We start from the raw sequence: 18,524 nt of genomic DNA, 5'->3' as shown, positions 1-18,524 counted from the left end.
CAAAAGGCCAATACAACCCGATACACTCATGGCCTGCAACGTAACGGCTGGGTGTTTAGCTTGTCTTTGCACGCGGCCCTGGTCAAAAGATCGACGCCGTTCATCGCAGCGATTTGACGTTTAGTGACGTTCCTTGGCGCTTATCATGGAACCTGCCGCGCACAGGAATTATCTTGCAAAAAGTGAACCTGTTTTTAGTTTGGCGTTGACCGGTTGATTATTCGTCCACAGATGGCCTTTAAAAACCAAGGCTTGAGAGCAGATCATCCACATCATCTTGCGCCGTCATCACCTCTTGCTTGGCATCCGAGGTGCCAGGGACTGTCGGGCCAGTGCCGGTGGTTAAGGTTGCGGTGTCTTTTTGCTCTTGTTTGAATTTGGCATCGGGATTGGAGAGGCGCTGGCCGGAGATGCGCACTAAGCCCACCAGATTTTCCTCCACATCCTGCACCAGATTGATCACCCGGCGAATCACCTGCCCGGTGAGGTCCTGAAAATCCTGCGCCATCAACACATCGGATAGATTGCGACGCATCAGTTCACTGTTTTGGTTCATCTGCTCAAAGAACAGATCAAGCTTGCGGCTGAGTTCGCGAAAGTCATCGGCGGAGAGCTCACGCTGACGAAAACGCTGCCAATCACTGCCAAGTTCGCTGGCCTGCTGGGTCAGCGATTCGATCAGCGGCAATACGGTTTCCACGGCCGTCAGGGTACGATTGGCGGCCTGCTCGGTCATCACGACGACATAATTCAGGCGTTCCTTGGCGTCAGGGATTTCTTCCTCGGTGATTTCAGAGAGACGGGAGTCCATGCGAAAGCCGTTGAGCGCCTCGTGCAGGTCGCGGGTCAACTTGCCAATTTGCTGAAATAGCAGGCTTTCATGCATACGCCCTAATTCTTCAATCAGTTTGCCCGCCTGAAGGTCATCGCCGGATTCCATAAGCTTGACCAGTTCGCGGGCTTGCTCAAGCTGACGCCGTTGAATTTCAGACTCAAGACTCGTGCTGCTCTCTTCATTCATTATATATGTGTATCGGCGCAACGTCCTTGAATATCGACGGGAGCGCCTCTCCTTCGCTAAGCATTGGCGAATGATCCGCAAATTTGCAGAGGGCTGTTCTTTTAGCCATACAGGGCATACACCCATACGGTGTATGCCCTGTGCAAATGGCCCATTCAGTGTAAATTCGCGGCCCGGTAGAAAAGGAACTAGTCCGCTGTTTGCAAGCGTTCAAAGATCTTTTCGATCTTCTCTTTCAGGGTTTCTGCCGTAAAGGGTTTGATGATGTAGCCATTGACCCCGGCTTGCGCCGCCTCAACGATCTGTTCACGCTTGGCCTCAGCCGTCACCATCAGCACCGGAAGATCTTTAAGACGGGCATCGGCGCGCACGGCTTTGAGCAGTTCAATGCCGGGCATGTTGGGCATGTTCCAGTCCGTGATCAAAAACTCAAAATTTCCATTTTGCAACATGGGCAACGCCGAGCTGCCATCGTCAGCCTCGGAGGTGTTGTTATAGCCAAGGTCTCGCAACAGGTTTTTGATAATACGCCGCATCGTGGAAAAATCATCCACGATGAGAATTTTCATTGCCTTATCCACAGTTATCTCCCGGTCAAACGATCTTTTAAATGTGTTCTAAAAATAAATGGGTTTTATGAATGGGGTGGGGAATTATAACCGCACACACGACTTTAAGGGTAATCGTTTGGCTTTTTTGGGCCACACACCTCAAATGCAAACCGTCAGGAAACGCTCCACTGGCGTGCCAATCACTCCGCCAGACCTTTAGGCCCTGAAGCCTTGAGTCGCCGTGCATAGGTATTTGCCACGCACCTGGCTAATATCGGGAAGACGGCCTGATTTTGCAAGGCCAAAAGATGGCTGGCGCACGATCAAGGGATAAAAGCCCTGCGTTTTTGCGGGTATCCGGTTTATCAATGGCGCCTAAACGCGCTCACCGTCCGCCACCCAGTCAGACATGCGTGCCCGTACTCGAAGCAGGGCCTGGGAGTGAATCTGACAGACTCGGGATTCGCTGATCCCCAGCACCTCGCCGATTTCGCGCAAATTCAGTTCTTCTTCATAATACAACGAAAGCACTAATTGCTCACGCTCGGGCAGTCCTGCAATGGTACGCGCCAGGCTGGCTTTGAAATCGGCACGGGTTTTGGCGTTTAGGGGATCAAGCTCATTGCCGACAAAGTTGTCCTCACCATCGCCGCTCTCAGGTTCAAACAGATCGCTGAAATTGAAAATGCGTCCGGTGGTGACCTCACTGCTCATGGTGAAGTATTCATCCAGGCTGACACCGAGGGCATCGGCGATTTCCTGGGCGCGTGCCGCCCGTCCTTCGCGGTTTTCAATCTCACGCACCACCTCGTTGATGCGGCGGGCATTGCGATAGACCGATTTGGGCGTCCAATCCAGACGGCGCACCTCGTCAAGCATCGCGCCACGGATGCGGATGCCGGCATAGGTTTCAAAGCTGGCACCCTGTGATGGATCGTAATGGCGTGCGGCATCCAGCAGGCCCACAATCCCGGACTGGATCAGATCATCGACTTGCACGGTGGCAGGAAGGCGGGCCAGCAGATAATAAGCAATCCGCTTGACCAGAGGGGCGTGCTGCTCTACCAACCAGTGATGATCGTGCTCTTGTAGTGCGTACATGCTAGCCCGTAAAGGATAAACGCCCCCCGTCACTCATGCTTGTGCCGACCAGGCGCTCCACAAAAAACTCAATCCCCCCGCCCCCGCCGGATGGAGTTGGCCATTCACTGACCTTGCGCGCCAAATCTTTAAAAGCCCGTGCCGAGGGGCTGCTGGGAAAGGCCTCGGTGACGGCCTGACGGCGTTGTACGGCTTTGCGCAGATATTCATCGTCAGGTACCGCACCAAAATAGTCCAATATTACATCATCAAGGAAGCGATCACACACGGCGGTGAGTTTGCGAAACAAGGCACGCCCTTCGCCGGCGCCGTGCGTCCGGTTCGCCAATACCCGAAAACGGACAATGCCGTAATCTTTATACAAGACCTTGATCAAGGCATAGGCATCGGTGATGGAGGCAGGCTCATCACAGACCACGACCAAGATGTCTTGCGCCGCCCGGCAAAAGCTGATCACGCTGTTGTGCAAGCCGGCAGCGGTATCGACAATCAGGGTGTCAAGCGGATGACGCAGCTCGCTAAAGGCGCGGATGATGCCGGTATGCTCGGCAGCATTAAGATCGGCCATGCGCGCCACCCCGGAGGCCGAGGGCACAATCAGCAAACCACTGGGCCCCTTGACCAGAATATCTTCCAGCCCCCGCTGGCCATTAAGCACATGGGCGAGGTTTTCTTTGGGCTGCAGGCCGAGCAACACATCCACATTGGCCAGGCTTAAATCTGCATCGAGCAACATCACACGCCGACCCAGTTGCGACAAACCCACCGCCAGATTAACCGAGACGTTGGTTTTGCCCACGCCACCTTTGCCGCTTGAAACCGCTATCACACGGACAGGATGGAGGTCATGCGTCATGGGCGCAGCCGATAGCTTTTCATTGAGTTGCGACATAGTAGTGATTCGCCATAGGTATCTGAACCCGCGCAGTGGGCTTGACGGCCCGCGTCTGTTTTTGCTCAGGCAGCATCGCCGCTGCGCGGTTCACAAGTTGTGGCACATTGGCCAAATCCAAATTTTCCGGCACTTGCTGCCCTTCACTGACATAGGCCAGAGGCAGGCGCAATTGTGCGAGCGCCGAAAGCGCACCGCCTAACTGGCTGGTTTCATCCAGTTTGGTCAACACACAGCCGCTAAGCTTTATTGTACCGTATGCGTGCATGGTTTCCTCAAGGGATTCACGCTGCATATTCGCTGCCAACACCAACAGGGAACGAATCCCTGGGATTGAGGAAAAGGTGGAAAACTCTTCCGCCAAGCGGGCATCACGCGGGCCGATGCCGGCGGTATCAATCAACACCAGCCGTTTGTTGTCCATGCCATCCAGGATGTCATGCAATTGTCGTTTGGTTTGCGCCAGATGCACCGGCACACCCAGAATCTGGCCAAAGGTTTGCAGCTGACGATAGGCGCCGATGCGATAGGCATCGGTGGTTACCAGCGACACCGCTTCACGGCCATGACGCAAGGCCACGCGGGCGGCCAGCTTGGCAATGGTGGTGGTTTTGCCGACCCCGCTGGGGCCTACCAAGGCAATCACACCCTCATGCTCTAAAATGTCCTGATTCAATTCAGGCAGGCGCTCGATCAACAAGCTCAGGGCCTCATCCCAGGGCTGCTGGGGATCATTGTCAAGCGGTTGTGACAGCGCCTCGCCGATTTCAGCAGACAGCGCCTCACCGATCCCCATTTCCCGCAATTTTTTGATGACATGCACCCGCCACGGTTCGCGCCGTGATAAATCCTGCCAGGCCAGTGAGGATAGTTGATCCTGCAGCATCCCGCGCAAGGTTTCAATCTCTTGGCGCATGGAGATCAAGGTTGGATCCTGAGTCCATTCGATCACTCGCTCGGGCCGAGGCTTGGCGGCTTTGGGTGGCGAAATCACCGGCACAAACCACTCCGAGTTAATGTCCTGACCATCTTCGTAGGCCTCGTCAATCTCGGCATCGGTGGGCACCCGCTGCCCAAGCCCTAACGCGGCGCTAGCCTGTGCCTTGGCCTCAAATTGGGCCAGTGCGCCTTCCCCTTTGGCCACCTTATCGGTCAGCGCACGTCCCCGCGCTGGCGGACTTGACTCGGTGACACTGGCGCGAGATTTGGGCAGGGCATCGGCGGGTGCTCGCTGGCTGGCCATCTCCGCCACCAGATCCTCATCATAATCCACGGTGGCGATGATCTCGATGCCGCCATCCACTTTGCGGCTTGATAAAATCACCGCATCAGGGCCTTGGGATTCACGAACCTGGCGGATGGCTTGGCGCATATCAGAAGCAAAATAGCGTTTAATTTTCATAAGAGCATTCTCAGCGGTCGAGACATTAAATTTAAGATGTCAGTATCAGCCTTCAGATCTGGCGTCCTGACGCCCAACTGTAGCCACTACACGAATTCGTTTGTTGTCTGGGATCTCGGTGTAGGCCAATACGGTCAAACCGCGCACGGCACTGCGTAACCAGCGAGACAACCACGGCCGCAATTCCGGTGAAACCACCAACACCACCGGCTCGCCGGCCATTTCCTGGCGTTGTGCGGCCTCTGCGATGGATTTTTGCAACCGGTCAGCCAATCCTGGCTCAATACCCAGACCCCCTCCGGCGGCCCCTTGCGCTGATTTTTGCAAGATTTGTTCCAAGGTCGGGTCAATGGCAATCAAAGGCAGCTCTGGCGCGGTTCCCATGATGTTTTGCACGATAGAACGCGACAACGCCACCCGCACCGCCGCCGTCAAAACGCCAGGATCTTGACTCCCCGCCCCATGCTCGGCCAGCGTCTCGGCGATGGTGCGAATATCGCGAATCGAGACCTGCTCAGCCAGCAGATTTTGCATAACCTTGAGAATAACCCCCAGCGAGAGCAGCTTGGGAAAGAGATTTTCCACCAGCTTGGGCGATTGCTTGGCCAAGGTATCCAGCAGATGCTGGACCTCTTCATGCCCCAGCAGCTCATGACTGTGTTCTTTGAGCAACTGCGATAAATGGGTAGCCACCACGGTGCTGGCATCCACCACGGTATAACCCAGACCTTGCGCCTCTTCGCGGCGACTGGCCTCAATCCACACCGCTTCCAGCCCAAAGGTGGGGTCTTTGGTGGCCGTACCTTCCAGCGGGCCAAACACCCGCCCCGGATTGATCGCCATCTCCCGCTCCGGGAATACCTCCCCTTCACCCAGCGTCACCCCCATTAAAGAAATACGGTAGGCATTTGGCGCCAGGTCAAGGTTATCGCGAATATGCACCGGCTGGATCAAAAAGCCCAGCTCCTGCGAGAGCTTGCGTCTGACCCCTTTGATGCGTCCCATCAATTGGCCACCCTGCGAGCGATCCACCAGCGGAATCAGGCGATAGCCCACCTCCAGCCCGATCAGATCCACCGGCGGCACATCATCCCAGCCCAGCTCCTTGGCCTCGGGCGGTCGGGTCGCCGCCTCGGTTTCAATACGATCCACGCTGGCCTTCACCTCGGCAGCCTTCTGCTGGTTGATCAGATAGGCGCTGCTGGCCATCAATAAGGCCAGACCGACAAACACAGCATTCGGCATTCCCGGCACCAGGCCCAGCGTACCAATCAGCCCGGCTGCCACATAGAGTGCGCGTGGCGAGCTGAACATCTGCTTGAACACCTGCTCGCCCATATCCTGGCGCGCAGAAACCCGGGTGACGATGATGGCAGTGGCGGAGGACAACAACAAGGAAGGAATCTGCGCCACCAGACCATCGCCGATGGTCAGCAGCACATAATTGGTGGCCGCATCGCCCAGGCTCATGCTGTGTTGCATGGTGCCGATAATCAGCCCGCCAATGATATTGATAAACAGGATTAGAATGCCGGCAATGGCATCGCCGCGCACAAATTTACTCGCACCGTCCATCGAGCCATAAAAATCGGCTTCGCGGGCAATTTCTTCGCGCCGTTCGCGGGCCTGCTCCTGCGTCAAAAGACCGGCATTGAGATCTGCGTCAATCGCCATCTGCTTGCCCGGCATGGCATCCAGGGTAAAACGGGCGCTGACCTCCGAGACACGGCCTGCGCCTTTGGTCACCACCACAAAGTTGATGATGACCAAAATCGCAAAGACCACCAGACCCACGGCATAGTTACCGCCGACCACAAAATCACCGAAGGCATTGATCACATTGCCCGCCGCATCAGTTCCTGTGTGTCCTTCCAGCAAAATCACACGGGTGGAGGCCACATTCAGCGCCAGGCGCAGCAAGGTCGCCACCAGCAAAATGGTCGGAAAAACCGCAAAATCCAAAGGTCTTGGGGTGTAAATCGCAACCAGGATCACCACCAGCGACAGCGCAATATTGAAGGTAAACAGCAGGTCAAGCCCGATCGGTGGCATCGGGATGATCATCATGCTCAGCATGGCCATCAGCAGCAGCGGAGTTCCAAGCCCGGAGCGGCCGATGGCATTAAAGGCGTTGGTTAACGCACCCATGAATTAGTCCTCGTTATTGAACGGAAGGACGCAAGAATTCATCCGGGATCGGTAGATCGGTGGGTTTTTCCGCCGCATTCTGCCCACGACGCGCCACATTTTTGACTTGATAAATGTAAGCCAGCACGCGTGCCACGGCGATATATAGCCCTGCCGGGATTTCTTGCTCCAATTGCGTACTGAAATACAAAGCTCGTGCCAAAGGTGGCGCCGCAAACAACGGCACCTTGTTTTCCTTAGCAATTTCGCGGATTTGCAAGGCCACCAGATCAACCCCACGCGCCACCACCTTGGGGGCGCGCATCTTTTTTTGGTCATATTTAAGCGCGACCGCGAAATGCGTCGGATTAGTGACCACCACATCGGCGGTAGGCACCGCACCCATCATGCGCTGCTGAGCCATCTGATATTGCAGCTGGCGGATTTTGCTTTTAACCTCGGGCTTGCCCTCGGTGTCTTTCATCTCATCCCTGACCTGCTGCTTGGTCATGCGCAGCTGCTTTTGATGGGTCCATAATTGAAAGGGCACATCAATGGCCGCCACCAGCAACAACGCCGCACTGAGCATCAAAAAGGTCCAGGCCACAATCCAGCCGACATGGGCCAGGGCGGTTTCCACCGATTGTGTGCCCAATCCCAGCAGGCGGTCGGATAAGCCCCATAACAAAAAAATCGCCGCCGTAATCACCAAGGCAAATTTGGCCAGGGCCTTGAACAGCTCCATCAAGCCCTTCACGGAAAAAATGCGCTTCAAGCCTTTGATGGGGTCCAGTTTATCGAGCTTGAGGCCAATCGCCTCACCGCTAAAGGCAATCCCGCCAGTGACCGCCTGACCGAAAATCGCCGCCACCGCCACTGCAAAAAATAATGGCATCAACGCCAATAAGGCGCTGCCCATCGCGCCGGTCAAGGCCCCCAGCAGCAGCTGTGAATCAAAGGCCAGATCGCGCTCAAAGGTGAAAAAGCGCGTCGCCAAGGCCCCCATCTTCATCGCCATGAAGCCGCCAAAGACCAATAACACGGTGGCTCCGACCAATAAAATCAAGACCGTATTGAGTTCACGCGAGCGCGGCACCTGACCTTTGCGTTTCGCATCGGCCTGGCGCTTGGGGGTGGGTTGTTCGCTTTTCTCTTGGGAACTGTCATTGTCTTCGGCCATGATACTTAGCCTCGCAAAATGAAGCCGATGAGCGTAAAAGCCTCGGCTAAGAGATTGGTAAATTGCACCGCAATCAGCGGCAGACCGACAATCAGGATGGTAAAGCCCGCCAGCTTGAGGATGGGAAAACCGACGGATAGCACGTTGAACTGCTGGGCGGCGCGGTTGACAATCCCCAGGGCCAGGTTAATCAGCAACAAGGAAATCATCGCCGGCAAGGCCACCAGCAAGGCGCCCGAGAACATGCGCCCGCCCCAGTTCACCACTGCCCACAGCTCATCCGCCCCCAGACCGCCGCCCACCGGCAAGGTGGTGAAGCTTTCCACGGTCAGCTCAATGAGCATCAAATGGCCATTGAGTGCCAAAAAAATCAGGGTGGATAAAATGACAAAGATTTGGCTGACCACCGGCACCTGCACCCCATCCAGCGGATCGACCATGGAGGCAAAGCCCAGGCCCATCGACAGCGCAATGCTGGTGCCGGCCATGGTAAGCGCAGAAAATACCAGTTGAATCAAGGTACCAATCGCCAGACCAATGACAATCTCACGCGCCGCCATGACCAGACCCAACAGGCTGATGGGGTCAACCGGGGGCGGCGGCGGTAACAGGGGCGCGACAATCAGCGCAATCCAAAAGGCAAACACCACCCGCAAGCGCACCGAGACATTGCCGGCACCGAATAAAGGCGCGGCAATGAACATGCCGCTGATGCGCAAAAACGGCCACAAAGCCGCGCCGATCCAGCCAAACAAGACATCAACCGTAATTTCCATGATTTAACGCCAGGAAATGCAGAAACCGCCTGCAAAGCGGGCCTTGTCGGGGTGACAAGGCCCGTTAACCAATGACAAAGGGGATGCTCTCAATCAGCTCCTGGGTGTATTCAATCAACAGCCCCAGCATCCAATGCCCTGCCAGCATCAGCGCGAAAAACATCCCCAGCAGCTTGGGAATAAAGGTCAGGGTCATTTCCTGTACCGAGGTCGCCGCCTGTAACATCGCAATAATCACCCCGATCACCAAGGCGGTGAGCAACGGCGGCATCACCAGCAAAATCACCAGCCACAGGGCCGAACGTGAAATCTCCACCACCAGTTCGGGGGTCATTTACACCACCACAAAGCTTGAGGCCAGGGTGCCCATCAACAATGGCCAGCCATCAATCATCACAAACAGCATCAATTTAAAAGGCAGCGCAATCATCACCGGCGGTAACATCATCATCCCCATCGACATCAATACACTGGCTACCACAAGGTCAATGATCAGAAAGGGAATCAGAATCAGAAAACCAATCTGGAAGGCGGTTTTGAGTTCGCTGGTGATAAACGCCGGCACCAGCAACGAGAAAGGCACATCGTCAGGGCTCTCAAAGGTTTCATACCCCCCAATGCGGGCAAACATCGCCAGATCGGTTTCCCGGGTCTGCTCAATCATGAAACGATGCATCGGTACACTGGCGCGACTCAAGCCCTCCTGCAAGGTGATTTCCTCCTGCATATAGGGCTGCACTGCTTCTTCATTGATGCGTTCAAAAATGGGTAGCATGATGAACAGGGTCAGAAAAAACGCCAGCCCCACAAGGATTTGATTATTTGGGGTTTGGGCGGTGCCAAGTCCTTGACGCAAAATCCCCAGCACAATGATGATGCGGGTAAAGGAGGTCATCATGATCAATGCCGCCGGAATCAGGCTGAGCATGGTCATCAAGATCAGGACTTGCAGGGTGACTGAATATTCCTCGCTGCCTCCCGCACCGGGGGTCACCGTCAGGATCGGAAAGGTTGCCTGGGCCTGCGCTGCCGACAGCGGAATCAGCGCCAACAGCATCACGGCCAGCCAAAGAAAACCCTTGCACTTCATGGTTTGCTCCGTGTGTTCAATGCTGTTTTCAAGCGGTGCGCGAATGGTGTGTCCGCGCCGTGTGTTTCTTTGCCTGAAACATCAATGGATTCATCCAGAACATGTAAGGTTTGCACCCGGCCCGGCGCTACTCCGACCAGAATTTGTTTCGTACCGATCTCAATCAAGACCACGCGCTCGCGGGTGCCCACATTCAGACTCGCCAAGGCACGCAGCGAAGGCCCGGCGCTCCCTGAGCGATGCTGTAAACGCCGCATCAACCAGGTCAGGGCAATGATGCCGCCGATAACTACCAGCAGACTGAACAGGATTTGCAGCAGATACGCACCCGTGAGTTCCGGTGGTGCAATGGTGCGCACCGTCGGTTCAGTGGCCTGCGCCGTGGCCGACAACAGGACACAGAGAATCATTAAAAGACGCATCAAGAGCACCTTTGCGGACTTACTTCAATTTCTTCACACGTTCCGCCGGGCTGATCACATCGGTCAGGCGGATACCGAACTTTTCGTTAACCACCACCACCTCACCGTGCGCAATCAAAGTCCCGTTAACCAGCACATCCAGCGGTTCCCCGGCGAGTCGATCCAACTCTACCACCGACCCCTGATTAAGCTGCAAAAGATTACGGATCGGCAATTTGGTCCGCCCGATTTCCATCGCAATGGTGACGGGGATATCCAGGATCACATCCAGATTGATATCTTCGCCCCCGCCACTGCCCTCCGTCGGCTCGGCAGAGATGGACTCAAACTGCGCCATCTGGACATGATCCCCGTCCTTTGACGCCTTTTCTTTGCCTTTGGATGTGGCAGGCTCAGGGGCTAGCTCCTCGCTCGTCTCTTGCTCTGCCAGGGCGGCCGCCCAATCATCATCGGCTACCTCAGCCGTTTTATCTTCATCACTCACAGTCCAGACTCCTAATCAGTACGTTTGATACGCTCGGTCACCTTAACCGCGTTAAAACCGTTGGATATGCCAAATGTCCCGCGCACAATCGGGATGTCCTCTGCTTTCAAGGTCACCACCTCGGGAATATCCACAGGAATGATATCGCCGGGCCTAAGATCAATCAGTTTTTCCAGGCTCATGGTGACATCGGTCAACACGCAGGAAACGCCGACCTCTGCCGCTTTCACCTCCTCGCGCAATGCCTTGATCCAGCGATCATCCACATCAAAGCGGTCACTTTGAATCCCGGCATCCAGCTGCTCGCGAATCGGCTCAATCATGGAATAGGGCATGGTGACGTGCATGTCGCCGCCACCGCCATCAAGCTCCATGCGAAAGGTTGACACCACCACCACTTCGGTAGGGCTGACAATATTGGCAAATTGGGGGTTGACCTCAGAATTGATGTATTCAAAATCTAGCGTCAGCACCGGCGCCCAGGATTCCTTCAAATCATGGAAGGCTTGATTGAGCAAGACCTGTACCACCCGAAGCTCGGTGGGGGTAAATTCACGTCCCTCAATCTTGGCGTGATAGCGCCCGTCGCCGCCAAAAAAGTTATCCACCAGAATAAACACCAGCTTGGGATCCAGCACAAACAGACCCGTGCCGCGCAGGGGTTTGACTTTTACCAGATTCAGACTGGTCGGCACGAATAAGGAATGGACATATTCGTTGAATTTTAAAATCTTCACGCCGCCGACAGAAACCTCAACGGCACGGCGCAACAGGTTAAACAAGCTGATGCGTGAATAACGGGCAAAGCGCTCGTTAATCATCTCCAGGGTGGGCATGCGCCCACGCACAATCCGATCCTGGCTGCCAAAATCAAAAGAACGCGCTACCCCGTCATGCGAACGCAGCTCGTCTTCGGTCTCTATATCACCGCCATCAACGCCGTGTAACAGGGCGTCAATTTCGTCTTGGGAAAGTAGGTCTGCATTAGCCATGATGTGTTTACTGCATCACAAAGGAATTGAAATAGATCCCCTCAATGGCGCTGCGTCCGGCGCGCTCACGCAACAGCCGTCCGATTTCGGTCAACAGCTCCTCGCGCAACACGTCTTTGCCCTCCGGGGTATTGAGTTCTTCGTAGGTTTTGTTGCCGATCAACAGATTCAGATTATTTAAAACCGCCGGCATGTGTTTTTGCGCCAGCTCAAGGTCTGCCTGATCCCGTGCCATCAATACAAGCCCTATCTGAATAAAGCGGATCCGCCCCGGTCCCTGGAAATTTTGCGTCAAGGGCGCAAGCTCCATATAAAAGGTCGGCGGCGGCAACGAAGGATCAGGCCCCTTAGGCGCACTCCCCGCCAGGAAATACCAGGCGACACCCCCGCTCAAACCCCCAGAAACCAATACTGCGACCAGCACAATCAGCACGAGCTTGAGTGCGCCACCTTGGCGGTGTCGGCGGCTCCCGTGCGGCCTTGTCTTATGTGTCAGCGTATTCATCAAATCACCCATCTCCTGTTTTTCGGTAAATTAAAGCAAAGGTCATACCATGATGCACCAAGAAGCGAATCATCTGTTTAGCGATGGCTTATGATGTAGTGCAGAAACTGCCGGGCGCCACGTTGCACATGCCATGATACCGCGCGCACCAAAAACAATGGCCGTCAAAACATTGACGGCCATTGCAGCAAACACGTATGCAAAAGCAAAGATGATCAGGTCAAGGGAATCAAGGTCATTTCTACCCGCCGATTCATCGCGCGCCCTTGGGTTGTGCTGTTATCGGCAATCGGGCGGTGTGGGCCGAGGCCAATGGTGTCCATGCGAACGCGCGAGATTCCCTGGGCCTCCAGATAACGCGCCACGCTGTCTGCCCGCCGCTGTGACAGGCGCACGTTATGATCGACAGTGCCGGTGCTGTCGGTGTGTCCGGCAATCTCAACGGCGGTTTGTTCATAGCGTCTGAGGACATCGGCGACGGAATTCAGGGCCCGGTAAAATTCCGGGCGGATTTCATCGCGGTTAACATCGAAGGTGATGCTGCTGGGCATGTTGAGCACCAGGTGATCTCCCTGGCGATCCACTTCGACCCCGGTGCCCTGCAGTCCCCGGCGCAGCTCAGCTTCCTGGCGATCCATATAATTGCCGACCGCAGCCCCGGCCAAAGCCCCCACCCCGGCGCCAATCATGGCCCGCTTGGTGCGATCGCGGCGCCCGGTAATATTGCCTAAAACCGCACCCCCCGCAGCCCCAATCAAGGCCCCTTGCGTGGTTTTGGTTGGGCGCTGCTCACCGGTATAAGGATCGGTGGTGGTACAGCCGCTTAAGCCCAGAACCACCATGCAAAATGCAATAACGACGGCGAATGTTAAAAATTTCAATGTGCTTCTCCAATTATTTTGCTATAGATATTATTTAATGATATAAAAACCGGGAATGATGCTGTCGCACGCCTGTCAGGTTGTCAGGCGACAGCGCGCAGGCTGGTGACGCGCTTCACAGGTTCGATACCGGATGTCAATCTGCACGCTCAACCATAACACAAACCGCTGAATCAGCGCCTTTCTCTTGCAATGGTATCAAAATATGGCAAAACTTCTCATCCTCGGCGCCGGCATCGCAGGACATACTGCTGCCATGCATGCCCGCACCAAACTGGCTAAAGAGCATGAGGTCATCGTGGTCTCACCCAATGCCAAATGGAACTGGATTCCCTCCAATATCTGGGTGGGTATTGGCTGGATGAAGCCTGAGCAGGTGACCTTTGAACTCGCCCCGGTGTATCAGAAAACCGGGGTAAATTTTGTTCAGGCCAAGGCCCTGGAAATCCACCCGGAGGGCAGTGCGGACAATCCTGAGCCGCATGTGGTGATTGAATACACCAGCGAAACCAAAAAAGGCATCAAGGATACCGTCAGCTACGATTATCTGATCAATGCTACCGGCCCGAAGCTTAATTTTGCGGCCACCGAAGGCTTAGGCCCGGAACACAACAGCCTGTCTGTCTGTACCTATGGTCATGCCGTCGATGCCGCTGCCCGTTTGCAGGAAAGCATTGAGCGCATGAAGCGCGGTGAGCGCCAGACCTTGCTGATTGGCACAGGCCATGGGCTGTGTACCTGTCAGGGCGCGGCCTTTGAATACATCTTCAATGTGGAATTTGAACTGCGTCGCCAGAAGGTGCGGGATAAGGCCGATATTATCTGGATTTCCAACGAAGAAGAGCTGGGCGATTTTGGCATGGGCGGGATGCATGTGCGCCGGGGTGGCTATATTACCCACAGCCGGGTCTTTACGGAATCTTTGTATACCGAGCGCGGCATCTCTTGGATCACCCGTGCTCACGTCAACAAAGTCGAAGCCAATGCGGTGCATTACGAAACCCTGGAAGGCGAGCATAAAACGCAAAACTTTGATTTTGCGATGCTGCTACCGCCTTTTGCCGGGGTTGGACTGAAAGCCTTCACGCGCAGCGGCGAAGAGATCACCGAGCAGCTGTTTGCCCCCAATGGCTTTATGAAAGTCGATGCTGATTATTCCGGCAAGCCCTATGAGGAATGGACGCCAGAGGACTGGCCCTCGACCTACCAAAGCCCTCACTATAAAAACATCTTTGCCATCGGCATTGCCTTTGCACCGCCCCATGCCATTTCCCGCCCGATGAAAAGCCCCTCGGGTACCCCCATCTTTCCCGCCCCGCCGCGTACCGGGATGCCCAGTGGCGTGATGGCGCGCGAAATCGCCTTCAACATCGTCGATATGATCAATGGCAAGGCTGACCAGCCCACCCGCACCGCCTCCATGGCCAAAATGGGCGCGGCCTGCATTGCCTCGGCAGGTGCCTCGCTGATTAACGGCACAGCCGCCTCTATGACCATTTATCCGATCATCCCGGATTTCAAAACCTATCCCGATTCAGGCCGCAGCCTTGCCTATACCAGCGGCGAGATTGGCCTGGCCGGGCATTGGCTGAAATATCTGCTGCACTTTGCCTTCATCTACAAGGCCAAGGCTTATCCCTTGTGGAAACTGATTCCTGAGTAAGGCACCGCCTGCTGGCCTGTTATCCTTGGGTGGCGGACGCATCTTGCGTTCGCTAATCAAATCAATCTGCCCGCCCGCTTCAAGGTCGGGCTTTTAACGGAGATGCCGATGAACGAACCCACACCCCAGCTCAGAAAACCCTTTAGCCAGAGCTATTATCCCCCTGTGCCCACACGCCTGACCAAGCATCTGCGCGTCAATCCGCTGTGGCAGCTGTTTCGCTTTTTGGTGCTTAACGCCAAAATGCTGCGCATGGTGCGCAAACACTGAGCCAGACCATGGAGCGGCCTCTTTGAAGATACCGCTCCATATTGCAGCTTTAAGTCGCGCTCATGAAAAAGCCGCCGCTGTAGCTGAGTAAAAACAAAAAGGCAAAGACGATAAATAGCTGACCGGTGGCTGGGGGCAAAGCTTGGCGGGCCTGAAGATCCCGCCGCAAAATCACCAACGGGCTGGTGACCAGGGGCAACGACAAGGCCAGCAGCCAGGGCCAGACCAGCAGGCCGGCCCACCACAACCCCACAGTGCTCAGATACACGGCCACGAGGATGGCGATATACAGCCGCTTGGCATGGGTTTCGCCGATACGCACCGTGAGGGTGCGTAGCTGGTGTTGCCGATCATCCTCCACATCACGCAATTCATTGGCCAGTAACAGCAAGGCGGTCAGCAGGCTAAATGGCAAGGATAGCCACAGCAGGGTCAAGGTCCAGGGCGCGCCCATCGCCAGCGCCGAGCCGCCGATCATCAATACTCCCATAAACACAAATGACAGCAGCACGCCCAGGCCCCGGCGCTTGTAGTGAATGGGTTCAGCGGTATAAAAATACCCGCCCAGAAAGCCGACCACACAGATCAGCAGCAAAAGCCACCCCTCACGCCATATCAAAAAGCCTGCGATCAACCACGCCAGCATAAAACAGCCAATGCCGAGGTGAAAATGCCAGCGAATGGCGGCGATATTGCGCTCGCGGCGCTGTTTTTCCAGGGCATCTGCTGGTGCGGGCAAGCCCTGCAACAGCGGCAAATCGGCATGATTATTGATCAGATTCACGCCCGCCTGGAGCAATACCCCGGCACAGACGATCAACAGACCCAAGGTCACAGAACCAGCGCCTTGCTGCAAGGCATACAACACGCCCAGACCGCAGGCAGCCAGCGCCACGCTGTAAGAAAAAGGCCGCAGCACGGTGCCTAGGCGATATTTGGGATCAGGGGATAGCGTCGGCGTCGGCGCCGGAGTTTCAGGATGTATGGACATGGATTTTTGCGATTCAAGGATCAAGAAGGTTTAGGATACCACTGGCGCGGCCCCGTGAAACTGGCATTGACGCCAGGCTTCATAGGTCACCACCGCCACGGCATTGGACAGATTGAGGCTACGGCTTTGCGCCTGCATCGGGATGCACAGACGCTGGTCAGGCGGAACACTGTGGCGCACCGCCTCGCTCAAGCCCTCGGTTTCAGAGCCAAACACCAAGGCATCGCCGGGTTTAAACGCGGCCTGGGTATAATACACATAGCCTTTGGTGCTTAAGGTAAATACCCGCAAGGGCTGCACGCACTGATAAAATGCCGCTAGGTGATCATGCACCTGCACCCCGGCCTGGTCACGATAATCCAGACCCGCCCGGCGCAATTTTGCCGCATCCAGGCTAAAGCCCAGAGGCTGGATCAGATGCAGCAGACACCCGGTATTGGCGCACAGGCGCATGATATTGCCCGTATTGGGCGCGATTTTCGGTTCAACGAGGACTATGTGAAACATGACCGCTGAGATGCTTGCGCACGATGATGAGCTGGCAATTCGTTTTTGTGGCCTATCATTTGCCACCCCCCTGGTGCTGCTTTCGGGCTGTGTCGGCTTTGCCGAGGAATATACCCGGGTGGCCGGTTTTTCTCATCGCCAGACCGGGGCGGTGTGTCTGAAAGGGACGACCGGACAGGCCCGGCTGGGCAACCCGGCCCATCGCATCTGTGAAACCCCGATGGGGATGCTCAATGCCATTGGCCTGCAAAATCCGGGGGTAGACTACGTGGTAAAACACATTTTGCCAACCCTGGATTTTAGCGAAACCCGTTTTATTGCCAATGTCTCTGGCTCCACCGTTGAAGAATATGTCGAAGTCACGCAGCGCTTTGAGGATTCACCAATTGATGCCATCGAGATCAACATCTCCTGCCCCAACGTCAAACAAGGTGGCGTCGCCTTTGGCAATGACCCGGCCATGGCCGCACGGGTGGTCGCTGCCTGTCGGGCCGTCACCCAAAAACCGCTGATCACCAAACTTTCCCCCAATCAGACCGATATCGCCCACAGCGCCCACTGCTGCATTGAAGCAGGCACGGATGGCCTGTCGGTAATGAACACCCTCATGGGTATGGCCATTGATGCCGAAACCCGCCGCCCGGTGCTGGGCAATAATCAGGGCGGTTTATCCGGACCGGCGATCAAACCTGTGGCCTTATTAAAGGTGCATCAGGTTTATCAGGTGGCCAAACGACACAATATTCCGATCATCGGCCAGGGCGGTGTCAGCAATGCCCGCGATGCGCTGGAGTTTCTGATTGCCGGGGCCAGTGCTGTGGGAATTGGCACCGCCCTGTTTTATGATCCGTTAATCTGCGCCAAAATCAACGACGGCATCCGCGATTATCTCACACGCCACCAACTGCGCCACGTCAGCGAACTCACCGGCAGCCTGACCCTCAACAGTCCAGCCCGCCCGCCGGTCAGTTGTGGCGCATAACGCCAGCCCAGCACCGGGACTGTGATTTCATTAAATTATCATGATCCTGGGCTTATAATCCAAGACCGCGTTGGCCTTTGGCAATGTCGCGAGAGAGGTGTACCGCACCCATGCAAACAATCCAAGCCTCCAAATTCCAGGCCGAATGCCTGAGCCTCATGGATGCCGTCGCCACTTCCGGCGAAACATGGGTCATCACTAAGGATGGCAAACCGATTGCGGAGTTACGCCCGTATTCTGGCGGACGCATTGACTCACCGTTTGGTTTGCATCCCAAACTGGAAATTCGTGGAGATGTGATTTCCCCGCTTGAAGGAAATGAGCGCACAAATTATTGAACTTGAAGGGCAGCCGGTCTTTGCGGTCGTACCCATTGCTGAATGGAACGCCTTGCTTGAACGGCTCGAAACCTTGCAAGACCTCGCCGATTTTAACGAAGCAACGGCACATCCAAAGGAAACATTGCCGCTTGAATTCATTGAACGCCGCTTGGCGGGTGAGTCGCCCTTAATACTATGGCGCGAGCATCGGGGTTTCACAGTGCAGACCCTGGCCGAGCAGGTTGGCTGCACCGGGAAAATGCTATCCATGATTGAACACCGCACCGCCGCGCCCTCTGCCGAGCTTTTACACCGTTTAGCCGCCGTGCTGGGGTGTGATATGGACGATCTGCATGTCGATTGATAT

At 55.6% G+C, this 18,524-nt stretch carries 22 protein-coding genes; 5 read left to right on the top strand and 17 right to left on the bottom strand.

Features of this window, described 5'->3' with window-relative positions:
- Positions 1–238: 238 nt before the first annotated feature.
- The 15 genes from THISIDRAFT_RS05335 to THISIDRAFT_RS05265 form a co-directional block, all read right to left on the bottom strand.
- On the bottom strand, positions 239–1,021 hold the full coding sequence (locus THISIDRAFT_RS05335; RefSeq protein WP_006786145.1) for a protein phosphatase CheZ: 783 nt from the start codon (positions 1,019–1,021) through the stop codon (positions 239–241).
- Between the two features lie 188 nt (positions 1,022–1,209).
- Positions 1,210–1,590: a chemotaxis response regulator CheY gene (cheY, locus tag THISIDRAFT_RS05330; protein WP_006786146.1), complete on the bottom strand. Its 381-nt coding sequence runs from the start codon at positions 1,588–1,590 to the stop codon at positions 1,210–1,212.
- A gap of 357 nt (positions 1,591–1,947) precedes the next feature.
- Complete coding sequence (locus THISIDRAFT_RS05325) at positions 1,948–2,673, bottom strand: RNA polymerase sigma factor FliA (protein WP_006786147.1); 726 nt, start codon at positions 2,671–2,673, stop codon at positions 1,948–1,950.
- 1 nt (position 2,674) lies between these two features.
- Entirely contained in the window at positions 2,675–3,529 is an 855-nt protein-coding gene (locus THISIDRAFT_RS05320; protein WP_006786148.1) for a MinD/ParA family protein, read from the bottom strand.
- Positions 3,530–3,548: 19 nt separating this feature from the next.
- Positions 3,549–4,967, bottom strand: coding sequence for a flagellar biosynthesis GTPase FlhF (flhF, locus tag THISIDRAFT_RS05315; protein ID WP_006786149.1), 1,419 nt, complete (start codon positions 4,965–4,967; stop codon positions 3,549–3,551).
- A 45-nt stretch (positions 4,968–5,012) separates the two neighbouring features.
- A complete protein-coding gene (gene flhA / locus THISIDRAFT_RS05310; RefSeq protein ID WP_006786150.1) occupies positions 5,013–7,115 on the bottom strand; it encodes a flagellar biosynthesis protein FlhA in 2,103 nt (700 codons plus the stop codon).
- 13 nt (positions 7,116–7,128) lie between these two features.
- The gene (flhB, locus tag THISIDRAFT_RS05305; RefSeq protein WP_006786151.1) at positions 7,129–8,274 is read right to left on the bottom strand and encodes a flagellar biosynthesis protein FlhB; all 1,146 of its coding nucleotides are present in this window, start codon (positions 8,272–8,274) and stop codon (positions 7,129–7,131) included.
- Between the two features lie 5 nt (positions 8,275–8,279).
- Positions 8,280–9,050, bottom strand: coding sequence for a flagellar biosynthetic protein FliR (gene fliR, locus THISIDRAFT_RS05300; RefSeq protein ID WP_006786152.1), 771 nt, complete (start codon positions 9,048–9,050; stop codon positions 8,280–8,282).
- 64 nt (positions 9,051–9,114) lie between these two features.
- Positions 9,115–9,384: a flagellar biosynthesis protein FliQ gene (gene fliQ, locus THISIDRAFT_RS05295; protein WP_006786153.1), complete on the bottom strand. Its 270-nt coding sequence runs from the start codon at positions 9,382–9,384 to the stop codon at positions 9,115–9,117.
- Entirely contained in the window at positions 9,385–10,140 is a 756-nt protein-coding gene (gene fliP / locus THISIDRAFT_RS05290) for a flagellar type III secretion system pore protein FliP (RefSeq protein ID WP_006786154.1), read from the bottom strand.
- Positions 10,137–10,562, bottom strand: a complete 426-nt coding sequence (fliO, locus tag THISIDRAFT_RS05285; RefSeq protein ID WP_006786155.1) for a flagellar biosynthetic protein FliO — start codon at positions 10,560–10,562, stop codon at positions 10,137–10,139. Before fliO ends, fliP begins: the two co-directional genes overlap by 4 nt.
- Before the next feature lie 19 nt (positions 10,563–10,581).
- Positions 10,582–11,046 carry a flagellar motor switch protein FliN gene (gene fliN, locus THISIDRAFT_RS05280; RefSeq protein WP_006786156.1) on the bottom strand — a complete coding sequence of 155 codons (465 nt, stop codon included), beginning with the start codon at positions 11,044–11,046 and terminating at the stop codon, positions 10,582–10,584.
- 11 nt (positions 11,047–11,057) lie between these two features.
- A complete protein-coding gene (gene fliM, locus THISIDRAFT_RS05275; RefSeq protein WP_006786157.1) occupies positions 11,058–12,038 on the bottom strand; it encodes a flagellar motor switch protein FliM in 981 nt (326 codons plus the stop codon).
- Positions 12,039–12,045: 7 nt separating this feature from the next.
- Positions 12,046–12,543 (bottom strand): flagellar basal body-associated FliL family protein, encoded by a 498-nt coding sequence (locus tag THISIDRAFT_RS05270; RefSeq protein WP_006786158.1) that lies wholly within the window; start codon positions 12,541–12,543, stop codon positions 12,046–12,048.
- A gap of 215 nt (positions 12,544–12,758) precedes the next feature.
- Positions 12,759–13,385 carry a YiaD family glycine zipper/OmpA-like lipoprotein gene (locus THISIDRAFT_RS05265; RefSeq protein WP_050984824.1) on the bottom strand — a complete coding sequence of 209 codons (627 nt, stop codon included), beginning with the start codon at positions 13,383–13,385 and terminating at the stop codon, positions 12,759–12,761.
- 244 nt (positions 13,386–13,629) lie between these two features.
- On the opposite strand from THISIDRAFT_RS05265, the gene THISIDRAFT_RS05260 reads away from it, so the two are divergent.
- Positions 13,630–15,087 (top strand): NAD(P)/FAD-dependent oxidoreductase, encoded by a 1,458-nt coding sequence (locus THISIDRAFT_RS05260; protein WP_040851314.1) that lies wholly within the window; start codon positions 13,630–13,632, stop codon positions 15,085–15,087.
- Between the two features lie 108 nt (positions 15,088–15,195).
- A complete protein-coding gene (locus tag THISIDRAFT_RS05255) occupies positions 15,196–15,357 on the top strand; it encodes a hypothetical protein (protein ID WP_006786161.1) in 162 nt (53 codons plus the stop codon).
- A 49-nt stretch (positions 15,358–15,406) separates the two neighbouring features.
- On the opposite strand, the gene THISIDRAFT_RS05250 is transcribed toward THISIDRAFT_RS05255, so the two are convergent.
- Both THISIDRAFT_RS05250 and THISIDRAFT_RS05245 read right to left on the bottom strand, forming a co-directional pair.
- Positions 15,407–16,348, bottom strand: coding sequence for a prenyltransferase (locus THISIDRAFT_RS05250; protein ID WP_006786162.1), 942 nt, complete (start codon positions 16,346–16,348; stop codon positions 15,407–15,409).
- Positions 16,349–16,378: 30 nt separating this feature from the next.
- Entirely contained in the window at positions 16,379–16,855 is a 477-nt protein-coding gene (locus THISIDRAFT_RS05245; RefSeq protein WP_040851319.1) for a tRNA (cytidine(34)-2'-O)-methyltransferase, read from the bottom strand.
- Here THISIDRAFT_RS05245 and THISIDRAFT_RS05240 point away from each other — a divergent pair.
- From THISIDRAFT_RS05240 to THISIDRAFT_RS05230, 3 genes are all read left to right on the top strand, one after another.
- Positions 16,854–17,837: a dihydroorotate dehydrogenase gene (locus THISIDRAFT_RS05240; protein ID WP_006786164.1), complete on the top strand. Its 984-nt coding sequence runs from the start codon at positions 16,854–16,856 to the stop codon at positions 17,835–17,837. The genes THISIDRAFT_RS05245 and THISIDRAFT_RS05240 overlap by 2 nt on opposite strands.
- 110 nt (positions 17,838–17,947) lie before the next feature.
- On the top strand, positions 17,948–18,175 hold the full coding sequence (locus THISIDRAFT_RS05235) for a type II toxin-antitoxin system Phd/YefM family antitoxin (protein WP_006786165.1): 228 nt from the start codon (positions 17,948–17,950) through the stop codon (positions 18,173–18,175).
- Entirely contained in the window at positions 18,156–18,521 is a 366-nt protein-coding gene (locus THISIDRAFT_RS05230; protein WP_006786166.1) for a helix-turn-helix domain-containing protein, read from the top strand. The genes THISIDRAFT_RS05235 and THISIDRAFT_RS05230 overlap by 20 nt, the downstream gene beginning before the upstream one ends.
- The last annotated feature ends 3 nt before the right edge of the window (positions 18,522–18,524 follow it).

This window comes from Thiorhodospira sibirica ATCC 700588, from assembly GCF_000227725.2.
Taxonomy (GTDB): Bacteria; Pseudomonadota; Gammaproteobacteria; order Ectothiorhodospirales; family Ectothiorhodospiraceae; genus Thiorhodospira; species Thiorhodospira sibirica.
Note: the sequence above shows the minus strand (reverse complement) of the source record. Positions and strands in the feature narration are given on the sequence as shown.

Excerpts from the sequence above, each read along its gene's own strand:
- fliM (WP_006786157.1), bottom strand. The coding sequence starts at position 12,038 with ATGGCTAATGCAGACCTACTTTCCCAAGACGAAATTGACGCCCTGTTA.
- cheY (WP_006786146.1), bottom strand. The coding sequence starts at position 1,590 with ATGAAAATTCTCATCGTGGATGATTTTTCCACGATGCGGCGTATTATC.
- THISIDRAFT_RS05255 (WP_006786161.1), top strand. The coding sequence starts at position 15,196 with ATGAACGAACCCACACCCCAGCTCAGAAAACCCTTTAGCCAGAGCTAT.
- THISIDRAFT_RS05320 (WP_006786148.1), bottom strand. The coding sequence starts at position 3,529 with ATGACGCATGACCTCCATCCTGTCCGTGTGATAGCGGTTTCAAGCGGC.
- THISIDRAFT_RS05245 (WP_040851319.1), bottom strand. The coding sequence starts at position 16,855 with ATGTTTCACATAGTCCTCGTTGAACCGAAAATCGCGCCCAATACGGGC.
- THISIDRAFT_RS05230 (WP_006786166.1), top strand. The coding sequence starts at position 18,156 with ATGAGCGCACAAATTATTGAACTTGAAGGGCAGCCGGTCTTTGCGGTC.
- THISIDRAFT_RS05270 (WP_006786158.1), bottom strand. The coding sequence starts at position 12,543 with ATGAATACGCTGACACATAAGACAAGGCCGCACGGGAGCCGCCGACAC.
- flhB (WP_006786151.1), bottom strand. The coding sequence starts at position 8,274 with ATGGCCGAAGACAATGACAGTTCCCAAGAGAAAAGCGAACAACCCACC.
- THISIDRAFT_RS05265 (WP_050984824.1), bottom strand. The coding sequence starts at position 13,385 with ATGGTGGTTCTGGGCTTAAGCGGCTGTACCACCACCGATCCTTATACC.
- THISIDRAFT_RS05240 (WP_006786164.1), top strand. The coding sequence starts at position 16,854 with ATGACCGCTGAGATGCTTGCGCACGATGATGAGCTGGCAATTCGTTTT.
- THISIDRAFT_RS05250 (WP_006786162.1), bottom strand. The coding sequence starts at position 16,348 with ATGTCCATACATCCTGAAACTCCGGCGCCGACGCCGACGCTATCCCCT.
- THISIDRAFT_RS05335 (WP_006786145.1), bottom strand. The coding sequence starts at position 1,021 with ATGAATGAAGAGAGCAGCACGAGTCTTGAGTCTGAAATTCAACGGCGT.
- flhA (WP_006786150.1), bottom strand. The coding sequence starts at position 7,115 with ATGGGTGCGTTAACCAACGCCTTTAATGCCATCGGCCGCTCCGGGCTT.
- THISIDRAFT_RS05325 (WP_006786147.1), bottom strand. The coding sequence starts at position 2,673 with ATGTACGCACTACAAGAGCACGATCATCACTGGTTGGTAGAGCAGCAC.
- fliO (WP_006786155.1), bottom strand. The coding sequence starts at position 10,562 with ATGCGTCTTTTAATGATTCTCTGTGTCCTGTTGTCGGCCACGGCGCAG.
- fliQ (WP_006786153.1), bottom strand. The coding sequence starts at position 9,384 with ATGACCCCCGAACTGGTGGTGGAGATTTCACGTTCGGCCCTGTGGCTG.
- THISIDRAFT_RS05235 (WP_006786165.1), top strand. The coding sequence starts at position 17,948 with ATGCAAACAATCCAAGCCTCCAAATTCCAGGCCGAATGCCTGAGCCTC.
- flhF (WP_006786149.1), bottom strand. The coding sequence starts at position 4,967 with ATGAAAATTAAACGCTATTTTGCTTCTGATATGCGCCAAGCCATCCGC.
- fliP (WP_006786154.1), bottom strand. The coding sequence starts at position 10,140 with ATGAAGTGCAAGGGTTTTCTTTGGCTGGCCGTGATGCTGTTGGCGCTG.
- THISIDRAFT_RS05260 (WP_040851314.1), top strand. The coding sequence starts at position 13,630 with ATGGCAAAACTTCTCATCCTCGGCGCCGGCATCGCAGGACATACTGCT.
- fliR (WP_006786152.1), bottom strand. The coding sequence starts at position 9,050 with ATGGAAATTACGGTTGATGTCTTGTTTGGCTGGATCGGCGCGGCTTTG.